Source organism: Burkholderia sp. KBS0801 (assembly GCF_005937855.2).
GTDB lineage: Bacteria > Pseudomonadota > Gammaproteobacteria > Burkholderiales > Burkholderiaceae > Burkholderia > Burkholderia ambifaria.
In genome coordinates this window covers 636004-649109 of record NZ_CP042179.1, presented here as the reverse complement: position 1 = coordinate 649109, position 13106 = coordinate 636004, and the positions used below count along the sequence as shown (strand labels likewise).

General features: G+C 63.5%; 11 protein-coding genes. 3 read left to right on the top strand and 8 right to left on the bottom strand.

The annotated features are described in order from the left end of the window. Nucleotides 1-169: 169 nt before the first annotated feature. From FFI87_RS32490 to dctA, 3 genes are all read left to right on the top strand, one after another. The gene (locus tag FFI87_RS32490; RefSeq protein ID WP_012372681.1) at nt 170-1063 is read left to right on the top strand and encodes a LysR family transcriptional regulator; all 894 of its coding nucleotides are present in this window, start codon (nt 170-172) and stop codon (nt 1061-1063) included. A gap of 70 nt (nt 1064-1133) precedes the next feature. Then, on the top strand, nt 1134-2075 hold the full coding sequence (locus FFI87_RS32485; RefSeq protein ID WP_006753975.1) for a LysR family transcriptional regulator: 942 nt from the start codon (nt 1134-1136) through the stop codon (nt 2073-2075). 52 nt (nt 2076-2127) lie between these two features. Next, nucleotides 2128-3450, top strand: coding sequence for a C4-dicarboxylate transporter DctA (gene dctA, locus FFI87_RS32480; RefSeq protein WP_138850527.1), 1323 nt, complete (start codon nt 2128-2130; stop codon nt 3448-3450). A 24-nt stretch (nt 3451-3474) separates the two neighbouring features. On the opposite strand, the gene FFI87_RS32475 is transcribed toward dctA, so the two are convergent. The 8 genes from FFI87_RS32475 to FFI87_RS32440 all read right to left on the bottom strand — a co-directional run bounded on the left by FFI87_RS32475 (nt 3475) and on the right by FFI87_RS32440 (nt 13077). Beyond that, nucleotides 3475-4257, bottom strand: a complete 783-nt coding sequence (locus tag FFI87_RS32475) for a substrate-binding domain-containing protein (protein ID WP_138850526.1) — start codon at nt 4255-4257, stop codon at nt 3475-3477. A 63-nt stretch (nt 4258-4320) separates the two neighbouring features. Beyond that, complete coding sequence (locus FFI87_RS32470) at nt 4321-5616, bottom strand: MFS transporter (RefSeq protein WP_138850525.1); 1296 nt, start codon at nt 5614-5616, stop codon at nt 4321-4323. Between the two features lie 326 nt (nt 5617-5942). After that, nucleotides 5943-7046 carry a hypothetical protein gene (locus tag FFI87_RS32465; protein WP_249177330.1) on the bottom strand — a complete coding sequence of 368 codons (1104 nt, stop codon included), beginning with the start codon at nt 7044-7046 and terminating at the stop codon, nt 5943-5945. Beyond that, complete coding sequence (locus FFI87_RS32460; RefSeq protein ID WP_229203039.1) at nt 6941-8635, bottom strand: tetratricopeptide repeat protein; 1695 nt, start codon at nt 8633-8635, stop codon at nt 6941-6943. The genes FFI87_RS32465 and FFI87_RS32460 overlap by 106 nt, the downstream gene beginning before the upstream one ends. Nucleotides 8636-8760: 125 nt before the next feature. Then, nucleotides 8761-9552 carry a peptidylprolyl isomerase gene (locus FFI87_RS32455; RefSeq protein ID WP_261378656.1) on the bottom strand — a complete coding sequence of 264 codons (792 nt, stop codon included), beginning with the start codon at nt 9550-9552 and terminating at the stop codon, nt 8761-8763. 74 nt (nt 9553-9626) lie between these two features. Next, nucleotides 9627-10775: a DUF2827 domain-containing protein gene (locus FFI87_RS32450; RefSeq protein ID WP_138850872.1), complete on the bottom strand. Its 1149-nt coding sequence runs from the start codon at nt 10773-10775 to the stop codon at nt 9627-9629. Between the two features lie 41 nt (nt 10776-10816). Next, nucleotides 10817-11920, bottom strand: coding sequence for a DUF2827 domain-containing protein (locus FFI87_RS32445; protein WP_138850523.1), 1104 nt, complete (start codon nt 11918-11920; stop codon nt 10817-10819). Continuing rightward, nucleotides 11917-13077 (bottom strand): DUF2827 family protein, encoded by a 1161-nt coding sequence (locus FFI87_RS32440; protein ID WP_138850522.1) that lies wholly within the window; start codon nt 13075-13077, stop codon nt 11917-11919. The genes FFI87_RS32445 and FFI87_RS32440 overlap by 4 nt, the downstream gene beginning before the upstream one ends. Nucleotides 13078-13106: the final 29 nt, after the last annotated feature.

The window sequence follows — 13106 nt, the reverse complement described above, 5'->3', positions numbered from 1 at the left end:
CACGGGAGCCTGAACGCTTCGCAGTCTATCGGCCCGCTCCCGATCGATTAAGTAGTGTGGCACGCTTGGACTTATAAGCTGCACCGATGAATCGACCGACGCTGTCGCGGGCGGCGCGGGGCGGCGTCGGTGCTAGGATGGGCGTCCGTTTCGACAGGAGCCGCCCGACATGCCGCGCGAAAACCTCAACGATCTGCTCGTGTTTCTGGCCGTGGCGCGCGACCGGAGCTTCACGCGCGCGGCGGCGCGGCTCGGCGTGTCGCAATCGGCGCTGAGCCAGACGGTGCGCGATCTCGAGACGCGCCTCGGCGTGCGGCTGCTCACGCGCACGACGCGCAGCGTGTCGACGACCGAAGCGGGCGAGGAACTGTTTCAGGCCGTCGCGCCGCGCATCGACGAGATCGAGATGAAGCTCGCCGCGGTGGCCGATTTCCGCGACAAGCCGGCCGGCGTCGTGCGGATCACGGCCACCGAGCATCCGATCGACACGATCATCTGGCCGAAGCTCAGGCGGGTGCTGCCCGATTACCCCGATATCCGCGTCGAGCTGTCGGTCGACTACGGGCTGTCGAACATCGTCGAGGAGCGCTACGACATCGGCGTGCGCTACGGCGACCAGGTCGCGAAGGACATGATCGCGGTGCGCATCAGCCCGGACATCCGGATGACGATGGTCGCGTCGCCGGCCTATCTCGACGGCCGCAAGCCGCCGAAGACGCCGCAGGACCTGCTCGATCACGACTGCGTGACGCTGCGGCTCGCGACCGCGAAGGGCATCTATGCGTGGGAGTTGAAGAAGGGCAGGAACGAGATCCAGGCACGCGTGAACGGCCGGATCACCTGCAATACGCAACCGCATATGGTGCAGGCGGCGCTCGACGGCTTCGGCATTGCGTTCGTCACCGAGGACATCGTGCTCGACCACGTGCGCAGCGGGCAGCTGCGGATCGTGATGCCGGACTGGTGCCCGGTGTTTCCCGGCTATCACGCGTACTATCCGAGCCGCCGCCAGGCATCGCGCGCGTTCTCGATCGTGATCGATGCGTTGCGGCATCGCGCATAGCGAGATGGTGTGGGTCGGTTTTGCCCGGATCATGCACAATACGCGGCAACTGAGATGGGGAGACCGACCCGTGGGAATCAACTTCGATCTGACCGACTTGCAGGCGTTTCGCGCGGTGGTGGAACTCGGCAGCTTCCGGAAGGCCGCCGACGCGATCAGCATTTCGCAACCCGCGTTGAGTCGGCGGATCGACAAACTGGAGGAAGCGCTCGGCGTGCGCCTGTTCGAGCGCACCACGCGCAGCGTCACGCTGACCACCGTCGGGCGCGTATTCGCGCCGAGCGCCGAGCAGCTGCTGGACGATCTCGACGTCGCGCTGCTCGGCATCCGCGACGTTTCATCGAGCCGCCTCGGTCATGTGACGATCGCGTGCGTGCCGTCGGTGGCCTACTACTTCTTGCCCAACGTGATCGCGAGCTATCATCGCCGCTTTCCGCGCATCCGCGTCAAGCTGCTGGATGCCGGTGCGAACGAGGTGCTGAGCGCCGTGATCAGCGGTGAGGCCGATTTCGGCGTGAGCTTCATGGGCAGCCAGGAGCCCGAGATCGACTTCAAGCTGCTGCTGCAGGAGCGTTTCGTCGCCGCATGCCGGCGCGACCATCCGCTCGCGCGCAAGAAGCGCGTGACCTGGAACGAGCTTTACGAGTACGAGTATGTGTCGGTGGACAAGACTTCCGGCAACCGCCTGTTGCTCGACCAGGCGCTGACGACCGTCGCGCCGCGTGCGCCGAGCGTGTGCGAGACGCGCCACGTGACGACGCTGCTCGGCTTGATCGAAGCCGGGCTCGGCGTCGCCGCGGTGCCATCGATGGCGATGCCCGGACACGACCATCCGCTGCTCACGAGCGTGCCGCTCGTCGAACCGGTGGTCAAACGCCGGGTCGGCATCGTGAAACGGCGCGGGCGCCCGCTGACGCCGGCCGCGGAGGAGTTTCACCGCGCGATCGTCGACGCCAAACGTGCCGGTGCAGGCGCCGGCACCGGTGCCGCACGCAGCGACGGATCGACATGACGAATACGAAAGATCCGATGAATACAACAGGAACATCGAGGAAGACAGCATCGTGAGGTGGGCAAGGCCGCTTCGTTCGCTCTACGTGCAGGTTCTGCTCGCGATGGTGCTCGGCGTGAGCGTCGGGCACTTCTGGCCGTCGGTGGGCGCGATGCTCAAGCCGCTCAGCGATGCATTCGTCGGTCTCGTGCGGATGATGATCGCGCCGATCGTGTTCTGCACGATCGTCTCCGGCATCACGTCGCTGGCGAACGGCAAGGCCATCGGGCGCACGATCGTCCGCGCGCTGGTGCTGTTCTATCTGCTGACCGCCGTCGCGCTCGCATTCGGGCTCGTCACCGCGTTCGTGCTGCGGCCCGGCGCCGGCATGCACGTCGACGTCCACCATCTCGACGCGAGCATCCTCGCGCAATATGCACCGCACGCGCAACCGCACGGGCTCGTCGAGTTCGCGTTGAGCGTGATCCCCGATACGATGCTCGGCGCGTTTCAGAAGGGCGAGGTGCTGCCCGTGCTGCTGCTGTCGCTGCTGTTCGGTTTTTCGCTGAATGCGTATCCGCAGGCCGGTCGGCCCGTGCTGGCGCTGATCGACGGTGTCGCGCAGATCGTGTTTCGCGTGCTCGCGATGGTCATGCGGCTCGCACCGCTCGGCGCATTCGGCGCGATGGCGTTCACGGTGGGACGCTTCGGCATCGGCTCGGTGGGCTCGCTCGCGTGGCTGATGGTGGCGTTCTACGTGGCCTGCGTGCTGTTCGTCGCGCTGGTGCTGGCGCCGCTCGCACGCCTGCACGGCTTCGCGTTGTGGCGGCTGTTGCGCTATCTGCGCGAGGAGCTGCTGATCGTGCTCGCGACGTCGTCCACGGAGCCGGTGCTGCCGCGGCTGATCGTCAAGCTGGAGTCGCTCGGTTGCGACAAGGGCGTGGTCGGCCTCGTGCTGCCGGCCGGCTACTCGTTCAACCTGGACGGCACCGCGATCTACCTGACGCTCGCGGCGCTGTTCATCGCGCAGGCGTGCGACGTGCCGCTGTCCGCGCCGCAAATCGCGGCGATGCTGGCGGTGATGCTGTTGACGTCGAAGGGCGCGGCAGGCGTGTCCGGCAGCGGACTCGTCGCGCTCGTCGCGACGCTTGCGGTGATGCCCGATCTGCCGGTGGCCGGCGTCGCGCTGCTGGTCGGCATCGATCGCTTCATGTCGGAGGCGCGCGCGCTGACGAGCGTGATCAGCAACGCGTGTGCGGTGATCTTCGTGTCGACGTGGGAAGGGGCGTGCGATCGCGCGCGTCTTGCCCGGATGCTGAACGCGACCGGGCCCGCGGGCCCGAACGGCGCCGACGATGCCGAGGCTGACACCGCGCGCGACGGGAAGGCGGTCTGACGCAAGCCTTCCCTCGGTGCGGGCTCAGTGTGCGGAGACGGAATCCAGCCCGGTCGATTTCACTTCCACCTGCACGTCAGGCGACGCGAGATAGTCGAGCAGCGCCTTCGCTTCCTTCGGATGTTGCGCGCCGACGGGGATGCCGGCGGCGAAGCGCGTGACCGACTGCAGCGATTCGGGAATCTTGCCGACGAAGGTCGCGCCCTTGACGGGCAGCAGTTCGCTGACCTGCTGGAAGCCGATTTCATAGTCGCCGTTCGCGACCACGGACGCGACCGGAATCCGCGGAACCATCTTGGCCTTCGATTTCACCTGATCCTCGATGCCGAGCTTCTTGAACAGCTCCCGCTCGATGTACACGCCGCTCGCGCTGTCCGAATAGGCGATCGATTTAGCGTGCAGCAGAACCTGCTTCAGCGCGTCGGGCGAGCTGATGTCGGGCTTCGCCGCGCCATCGCGCACGACCATGCCGATGCGCGAATCGGCCAGCTCGACGCGCGATCCGGGGATCACCTTGCCTTGCTTGATCAGATCATCGAGCGCGTAGCCGACCATGATCACCGCGTCGGCAGGCTCGCCGCGCGCGAGCCGGTTCGGAATCGCTTCGGGCGACTTGCCCATCGACGGGCCGAGCGCGGTGGCAAGCGTGTTGCCCGTGCTGGACGCGAACTGCGGGCCGAGCAGCTTGTAGGCGGCGGTGAAGCCGCCCGAGCTCATCACGTGCAGGTCGGCGGCCTGCACGTTCGCGCTGATCGCGGTGGTGGCGACGAGCGCGGTCGCGCACAGTTTCAGAAGCAGGTTTTTCATCGTCATGGTCGTTGTCTTGGTCCGGGTCGTACGGAGTCGGGGCAGTTCGTTCGGCATCACGCGTCAGTGCGCGGGCGTGAGCGTCGCCGGCTGGCGGCGATAGAGCGCGAACGTCGCGAGCAGCGCGCACGCCGCGGCAAGGCTCATCCAGTAGCCCGGTGCGGCCTTGTCGCCGGTCATGTGGATGAGCGCGGTCGAGATGGCGGGCGTGAAGCCGCCGAACACGGCCGTCGCGAGGCTGTAGGCGAGCGAGAAGCCGGCTACGCGCACCTCCACCGGCATCACTTCCGTGAGCGCGACGACCATCGCGCCGTTGTAGATCCCGTACATGAACGACAGCCACAGGAGCACGAGCAGCATGTTGACGAACGACGGCGCATGAGCGAGCAGCGACAGCGCGGGATAGGCGGTCGCGATCGCGAGCACCGTCATGCCGACGAGCAGCGGCCGGCGGCCGATGCGATCGGACAGCGCGCCGCCGATCGGCAGCCACACGAAGTTCGACAGGCCGATGCACAGCGTCACGAGCAGGCTGTCGGCGGTGCTCAGGTGCAGGACGGTCTTGCCGAAGGTGGGCGCGTAGACCGTGATCAGATAGAAGCTGGTGGTGGTCATCGCGACCAGCATCATGCCGGCGACCACGACGCGCCAGTTATGCATCAGCGTGGTGAAGACTTCCTTCATGCTGGGACGATGCCGGCGTGCCTTGAACTCCTGCGTTTCCTCCAGTTTGCGGCGCAGCATGAAGATGAACGGCACGATCATGCAGCCGACGAAGAACGGCACGCGCCAGCCCCACGCGGCGATCGCCGACGCGCTGAGCCAGTGATTGAGCGCGAAGCCGAGGGCTGCCGCGACGACGATCGCGACCTGCTGGCTGGCGGACTGCCAGCTCGTGAAGAAACCCTTGCGGCCGGGCGTGGCCATTTCGGCCAGATAGACCGACACGCCACCCAGCTCGGCACCCGCCGAAAAGCCTTGCAGCAGGCGCCCGAGCAGCACGAGCACCGGCGCGAGCAGGCCGATCGTCGCGTAGCCCGGCACGAACGCGATCAGGATGGTGCCGCTCGCCATGATCGCCAGCGTGACGATGAGGCCCTTGCGGCGGCCGACGTCGTCGATGTACGCGCCCAGCACGATCGCACCGAGCGGCCGCATCAGGAAGCCGGCGCCGAACACGGCGAACGTCATCATCAGGGAAGCGAACTCGCTCGCGGCGGGAAAGAATACGGCGGCGATCTGCGTGGCGTAGAAGCCGAACAGGAAGAAGTCGAATTGCTCGAGGAAGTTGCCGGCCGTCACGCGGAATACCGCGGTGGCCTTCGAACGTCCGGTCGGAAGGCTGGGCGAGGGGTGCATCTGGGTGTCTCCAGTGAATCGGGAAAATGCGCGGGGAGCGGTCGATTGTCGTTTTCGCCATGTTCTCCCGGAGACGGGGAAACGATAAGTGCGAATTTTGGAAGGATTGATGTTGTTTGGTTATCAATGCGTGGCGGGGATTTGATCCGACAAAAGCCCGGCCGCGCCACAGGCAGGGGCAACGAACGCGCCCTGCACGATCAATAAAAAGAACCGGCGAGGCAGGGGAAGCCTCACCGGCTGAAATGTCCCGGATCAGGAGGGGGATGCCGGGACATGAACGCACGACTCAATTGAGTGGGTACGGGCGACAAGACGTCCGGGAACTACTTCACGCTGGCTGTCTTCAGGTCTGGCGAAGAAATGGCACCCGATACCACGCTGATCGACTTGACTGCTGGACGCGTCACCTGAGCAAGCGCGGACTGCATGTCCGGCCAGTGAAAGACGTTGCCCCATGCGAGAACCGCAACCAGGACCGTCGCCGTCGTCAGCGCGAACACTTTCCACGTGCGGCGGGATGTCGGCTTGCCGCGCTTCGCCGCGGGCCCCACCGGCCCCATTTGTGACGGCTGCATCGCGCTGGTGAAGCGGATGTCGTTGACGAACACCTTGCCGATTTCGTAGCGGTTGTGCGCCGGAATCGGCGGCTGCGGCTGCGATTGCGCGGGTTCATCGATCGATTTCGTCCCTTCGCCGATGCGAGGTCGCACCGGTTCGAAATCGGCGGTGACTGACGTGAGCCGCATGGACACCTGATCGAGGAACGCATTCACATCCGCGTGCAAATAACCCAGCACATCGATCGAATCGTCGTTCAGGTGCTCGGCAATCGTCGCGAGTTGTGCGGCGAACAGTCCCGGCAAGTCGGACACGTCGGCTTGTTCGATGAGCATGTGATGCTTGATGAGCCCGCCGACGATGGCCGCGCACACGCAAGTGAGGGCGCATGTCGCCTGGGCCGGCACCGAAACCCGCGCGGCCACGTGATCGCTCAATTCCGTTGCATCGATGCCGGTTGCGTGTGCGACGAGCGTGAAGCCCGCGTGTTCAAGCTCTTTCAATTTTCCGGTCGAGTCGACCCACGTCGCGCACTCGTCGCGAATACGCGGATTGATCGTGCGCGACATGAGCGCGCCGAACACCGCGATCGTTTCATCGCGGCCTTCCGCTGCGCGGGCTGCCAACGCCGCAATCAGGATCGCCGCGGACGATGCGAACACCTGTTCGATGGCTTGCGGCGGCAATCCGACTTGTTGCGCGAGTTTCTGACGAACGACTTCGTCGGCGCATGCGCGAAGCGCGGCTGAAAGATTGATCCGTTTCAATGGAGGCTCCCCGTTGGGTTCGTTGTGATGGGTTCGTGCGTGTCCCGCTTCGACGCGAGCACGGCCAGATCGCGCGCCAACGCTTCGAACACCGGCGCCCATTCCCCGTATGCGGGCTGCCGATAAAGGCGGGTGTTCGGATACCACGGACTGTCGGCCCGCTCGGTCATCCAGATCCAGTGCGGATTCACGTCGAGCAGTACCCAGGTTGGAACGCCGAGCCCGCCTGCCAGATGTGCGATCGACGTGCAGACGGTGATGACCAGATCGAGGCTCGCGACGAGCGCCGCCGTATCGTCGAACGACGACAGACCGGATGTCGGATCGAGCAGCGGCAGCCCCGCGTTTTGCAGACGCAGCACATCGCCATGCGCGTCCATCTGCAAATTGACGAACGTCACGTCGCTCACGCCCGCGAGCGCATGGACGTAATCCATCGGATCCACCGAGCGAAGCGGATTGCGCTGATGTGTCTTGCTGCCGCTCCACGCAATGCCGACACGCAATTTCCGCTCGCCGGACAGGGCAGAGCGCCAGTTGGCCACGTTCGCGCGATCGGCCTTCAGGTACGGCGTGCCGGGCAGGTCGGCCAGCCGCGCATCGAGCACGCAAGGCAGGCTGCCGACCGGCAAATGAAAGTCGAACGGCGGCAGAGGGCGCTGATTGTGCGCGATGACCATTTCGACCGCATCGCCAAGACTGCGTGCAAAAAGCGCATGCAACGGTTCGAAACAGCAGTACACGAGCTTTCCGTGTTGTTGCCTGACGTATTGGGCAAATGCCGGGACGAAACGCATGAATTGCAATGCGTCGCCGTGGCCCTGTTCTCCCCACACAAAAATCGTTTTGCCGGCGAGCGGTTCACCGTTCCAAAGCGGAGCCGGGATGTTCGGTGAAATGTCGCGCAGTTCGGGCGAGCCGGCCCACCGTGCTTCGTGATTGCGCCAGCCGTTCTCATAGTCGCCGCGCAGCAATTGCAGCATCGCGACGGTCCACACGACCGACGGGTTGTTCGGTTCGAGGCTCAGCGCACGCTGCGCGATGTCGAGCGCCGCGTCGAACCGGCCACATTCACGCAGCACGTAGGAATACGTCTGCAATGCCGTGACGTAGTTCGGCGCAAGGGCGCAAGCACGCTCCGCTGCCACGAGGCTATCGGCGATGTTGCCGGTTTTCAGCAGCACGGAGGCGAGGTTCGTCCATGCCAACGCATGGTTGGGTTCTTCCTCGATCGTCGTTTCGAGCAGCTTGCGTGCCTCGTCATGCCGGCCCAATTCCAGGTAAGCCGCGCCCCAATTGTTGCGCAGCATCGGCAAGCGGGGATTCATGTCAGCCGCTTTCTCATAGGCGGCGAGTGCCTGCGCGTAGTGGCGCGCCGCGTGATTCGCGAGCCCGAGGCGGAACCAGTTGTGAGCGTCGGCGGCGAAATGCCGACACAGCACGAGCGCGATATGGGTGGCGTCTTCGACGCGACTGCAACGCAGCGACGCATCGAACCAGTCGATCAGCCAGCTATCACCGAGGTTTTCCTTTAACCCCACGCGATGAAACCACTCGCACGCGTCGACATCGTCGCCCAAGCGAATGGAAAGGCGCCCGCGTTCGATCAGCGCGTCGACACTGTCCGGTTCGATGTGCAGCGCCCGATCGAGCATATCTTGCGCGTCATGAAGCCGGCCGCGCAGCAGCATCAACCGGCTGCACGCAATGAAGGCGCGCAGGTTGCCCGACTCGATTGCACGATCGATATCGAGCAGGCGCGATGCCCCGATCAAATCGCTGCGCGTGATGCGGGTTTCGACGTCCGAGAGCCATTTCATTGCGATGCACTCCGCAGAATTTGAGCCGGCCGGATCTCGGCCTTTCGGGCAAGCTGGCCGATGAACGTGACGAAGGCGTCACCGTTGCGTTTGCTTTCCATCGCCTTGCGCATTGCGGCGCTGGCCTGCGCATACGACGGGATGACCGTATCGCGCCGCTCGTCGAGCCGCGCAACGATGAATCGGTCACCGACGTGCAATGGCGCGTTCGTGAACTGGCCGGGCTGCATCGTCGCGAGTGCCTGCGCGAGCGGCAACGGCAAACCGAGCGTCTGGCCGTCTTTCACCGGCTGCTTGAAGCTGATCCAACCGGTTTGCGCGTCGCTTGCGTGGCTGCGCGTCGCGACATTCGCGAACGACTCACCCTTTTCGAGCAACGCCAGCGCAAAGCGAGCAGTCGGTTCGTCGGCGAACGACATTTGACTGACCTTGTATTGGGTCGGTCCGAGCTGGCTGACGATTTCGTTGTAGCGCTGGCGAACTTCGTCGTCCGTAACCGGCTGCATCGGCAAATGCCTGGCGACGTATAGCCGATTCTCCGTATCGACTTTCGCTTTTTGCATGGCGGCGCGCACGGGTTGTGCGTTACCCAAACCGTCGCGCTCCGCTGCCTGACGAAGCAGCTCGCGCGCGACGAGCCCCTGCAACACTTCGCTGCGAGCCGATTCGGGGCGCCCGGTCATCGCTTCGTCCAGTTCGACGCGATGCAGCGCGACGCCGTTCACCGTCGCGACCACATCATCGGAAGCCGCCGACGCGGCGGGAGCGTGCAATGTCGCCGCCATCATTGCGAGTGCCGCCCAGCCTGGCACGCGCGGCGTTCGAATGCTTCGCATGGTTGTTTTCCTCCTGTGTTTTTTTGTCAGGCCGCAATCGATTCGAATCCGGGCTTCACGAGCTGACCGAGCAGTTCGTCGTAACGGGCAATGAGCGGTTGGTGGGTGGCAAGGAACGGCGCAATGGCGGCACGCTGACGCTCGCGGTATGCGTCGAAATCATCGTCGTGATGCTTGATCGCGTGAACGAGCTGCTTCGCCCCCGCATCGATATCGCTGTCCGGGTAGTAGTACCCGACGTCCTTGCAAAGATGCGCGTTGTGCACGAGCGCATAGCCGTTCCATGCCACGTCGAAATAGAAGTAGTTGAGCGCCAGGCCCCACTGATGCGACACGACGATATCCGTGTGATCGGCGAGAAACTGCGGTGTATCGTGCCGGCCGACGAAACTGACCTTGCCATCGCGCACGAGGTCGAGGTAATGGGCGATGCCGATGAATTCCGGGCACGAGCGCGCCAGATGCTCGGCATTGGTCACGTGCACGAATCCCATCCGCTCGCCGATTGCCCGGTAGGCGTGCTCCGCGATCAAGAGCGGGTTGAGGCAGAACTTCAGCACGTCGATATTGGGCTCCATGACGGAGACGCGCATCGCCGCTGCTCGTCCCGGTCGATACTCGCCTTTGGACGGCAACTGGTGCGTGCGCATGTCGAGGCACATCGGATCCCACACGAAAGGCACCGGCACCACCTCCTGGCGGCGAAGCACGCCCAGAAAACCGGCCGTCGTCTCCATCACCTGCGGGATGACCCAAACCTGGTCATAGTTCTGATTGATGAAGACGTGGTCGGTCAGGCGGCGGCCGAAGATCATCGCTTCGGTCATCTGTACGTACTCGGGCCCGCAGCAGTAGCTGACGATCTTCGTGTGCTGCGATTTCAGGTACGCGGTCTGCTCGTTGCTGATCTGGCCGCCCAGCTCGATCAGCACGTCGAGCGTGTCTTTTTCTTCTTCGAACGTGCACGTGGGAAACTGTTCCAGATCCCAGGGCAGGGCGGAAGTGATCGGCACGTCCGTGGTGTTCACGAGCACGACATCGTGACCCAGCGGCGAATGCTGAAAGAGCTTCGCGAGATACAGCGCGTTCTGCTTGATGCCGTTGACCCACAGGCTTTCGTTCGCATGGCGAAGCCCGATGGTGATGCCGATGCGTAATCCGCATGGAAACTTCATCATTACCCTCCGTCGTTTTCTCTGATGAACCAGCCAGTCACTCAACCACTTACCGCCGCCGCGATCGCGGCGCTGTACTGCTCGACATTCGCGGGCGCCAGCGGATCGAGCGTCGCGAGAAAGCCCCGCGCTTTCGTCTTGTAGTCGTTGAGACTCGCGTCGTGTACCGCGAACGCTTCGCGAAGCGCCAACGCACCGTCTTCGCAATCGAATCCTTCGTATCGGTACCCGCAACCGCGCAACAAATCGGAGTTGTGGATCAGCGGGTAGCCGCCGTGCAGCGCTTCGTAATAGATGTAGTTCTGCGTGTTCTCCCACGTGTGCGACACGATCGCATCGGCTTGGCGCGTGAGAATTTCGTGGACTGGCAAACGCGGCTCGAACGTCGCGCGACCCTGCAAAACCAGATCGAGACTGCGTGCGAAGCCCACGAATTGCGCATCGCTTTTCAGTTGAATCGTGTTGAACACGCGCAGGTATTCGATGAGATCCGGCTGTTGACGGTGTGCGAGGTCGGCCACCAGCATCGGAATATGCGACGTCTTGACCATGCATATATTCGGTTCGAGCACGGCGATACGCCAGCGCGAGCGGCCCGCTTGATATCCGAATCCGCCGTCGGTCGCGCGCTCCACGAAGGCCGGGCTCCACAGGTGCTGCATCGCCGTGACGGGTGCGCGCAAAGCCGCTTCGTAGTAGCTGGCGCACGTCTTCTCGAATGCCGGCAGCGTCCAGATTGCGCTGTACGGCGTGCCCGACACGAGCATTCCGTGCGGCAGCGCGAACATCATTCGCTCGATATCGATCACGTAATCGTTCGCGACGCGCATGCCGATGATGCGACCGCCTTTCTCATGGAACGCGCGTGCCCAGTCGGGATTGAGCTGAGCGCTCAGTTCGATAATCACGTCGAGCTTCTGTCGCGCCGTGTCGAGATCGATCACCGGGACCGGCGCAAACTCGAGAAATTGCGCGGCGGATGCGGGATCTCCGTCGCCGCCGTTCACGAGATACACGGATTCGATGTTCGGCGCCTGATTGAGCAGCATCGCGAGGAAGTAGCAGTTCTGGAAGATGCCGTTTTCCCAGATCGATTGTTGCCCCTTGCGCAGGTAAATCGTCACACCGACGTTCAGCTTGTTCATGCGACGACTCCTGGTGCAACACAACTCCGCGCATTTTTGCCGGTCAGCGCGAGCAGGCGGCGTGCGTACACGGAGCAGTTCGCGGTTGCGCGTGGCGCGAGCGACACGAGAAAGCTGCGCGCACGCTGTGTGTAGTATTTGTGCTCGGTGTCGTGGCGCTGAACGGCGCGCAGCAGTTGCACCGCGCCCGCTTCGATATCGGATTCCGGGTAAAAATAACCGAGGCTCGACAGCCACGGCGAGTTATGGATGAGCGGATAACCCCCGTACAGCGCGTCGAGATACAGGATGTTCTGATCGTTCTGCCATTGGTGCGCTATCAGAGCGTCCGCGTTCTGGCTCATGAAGCCGGCGAAATCGTGGCGGCCATCCAGCCGCACCCGCTCGGCGCGGCTCAAATCCATCGAATTCAGGAGAAACGAGAACGACGCGTGCTCGCGCATTTGGATGCTGTTGAGCACGTGCAACCCTCGAACCGCGTGCTGGTCTGCGCGAAATGCCGCCTCACCGATGAGCATCGGGATCACGCAGCATTTCACGACCGAAATATTGGGCTCGAAGACGGCGAAGCGCAGCCCACGCGGGCCGGTTTCGCCACGAGTCGAGCGGGATTCGTACCCGAAGCGCAGTCCGGCCTGTTCGATGGCCTGAATACGCTGTTCGATAAACGTGCTGTCCCATAGAAACGGCACTTCGTGCACGGGGCAACGGTGCAGGGTGCGCAGCATCGGCATCAGCGTGCGATCCTTGCCCAAAATCCAGATTTCGTCGCAGCGATTCGCGCGCGAGAAATATCCGCTGCGTTGGAATACGCTTGGCTCGACAAGACCCACGTAAGGTTGACCACAGCAGAAGAACACGACCTTTTTGCCTTGCGCTCGCGCATAGTCGAGCCACTCCACGTCGAGCCCGCCGCCCATTTCGAAGATCACGTCGGGCGGCTCCGGAAGATCGCGTGGCGCGACGAGTGGAACGTCGCCGGCCAGTGCGATGGCTTCCGGCGGCAAGGATTGCTGGTCGCCGCAGTTCAGAAGCACGATATCCGCCACGAAAGGCAACTCGCGCAGTAGCTGCACAAAATAGAAGATGTTCTGACCTAGCCCGTTTTCCCATATGGATTGACCCGCGTGCGTGAGTACGGAAATTCCAATCTTCATGTTCTGGTTCTCAGGGTTTTCGTTATGTT

Bases quoted from the DNA above. Each gene is read 5' to 3' on its own strand.
- FFI87_RS32490 (WP_012372681.1), top strand. From the start codon at position 170: ATGCCGCGCGAAAACCTCAACGATCTGCTCGTGTTTCTGGCCGTGGCG.
- FFI87_RS32475 (WP_138850526.1), bottom strand. From the start codon at position 4,257: ATGAAAAACCTGCTTCTGAAACTGTGCGCGACCGCGCTCGTCGCCACC.
- FFI87_RS32470 (WP_138850525.1), bottom strand. From the start codon at position 5,616: ATGCACCCCTCGCCCAGCCTTCCGACCGGACGTTCGAAGGCCACCGCG.
- FFI87_RS32465 (WP_249177330.1), bottom strand. From the start codon at position 7,046: ATGGGCGCCGGTGTTCGAAGCGTTGGCGCGCGATCTGGCCGTGCTCGC.
- FFI87_RS32460 (WP_229203039.1), bottom strand. From the start codon at position 8,635: ATGCTGCTGCGCGGCCGGCTTCATGACGCGCAAGATATGCTCGATCGG.
- FFI87_RS32455 (WP_261378656.1), bottom strand. From the start codon at position 9,552: ATGATGGCGGCGACATTGCACGCTCCCGCCGCGTCGGCGGCTTCCGAT.
- FFI87_RS32450 (WP_138850872.1), bottom strand. From the start codon at position 10,775: ATGAAGTTTCCATGCGGATTACGCATCGGCATCACCATCGGGCTTCGC.
- FFI87_RS32445 (WP_138850523.1), bottom strand. From the start codon at position 11,920: ATGAACAAGCTGAACGTCGGTGTGACGATTTACCTGCGCAAGGGGCAA.
- FFI87_RS32440 (WP_138850522.1), bottom strand. From the start codon at position 13,077: ATGAAGATTGGAATTTCCGTACTCACGCACGCGGGTCAATCCATATGG.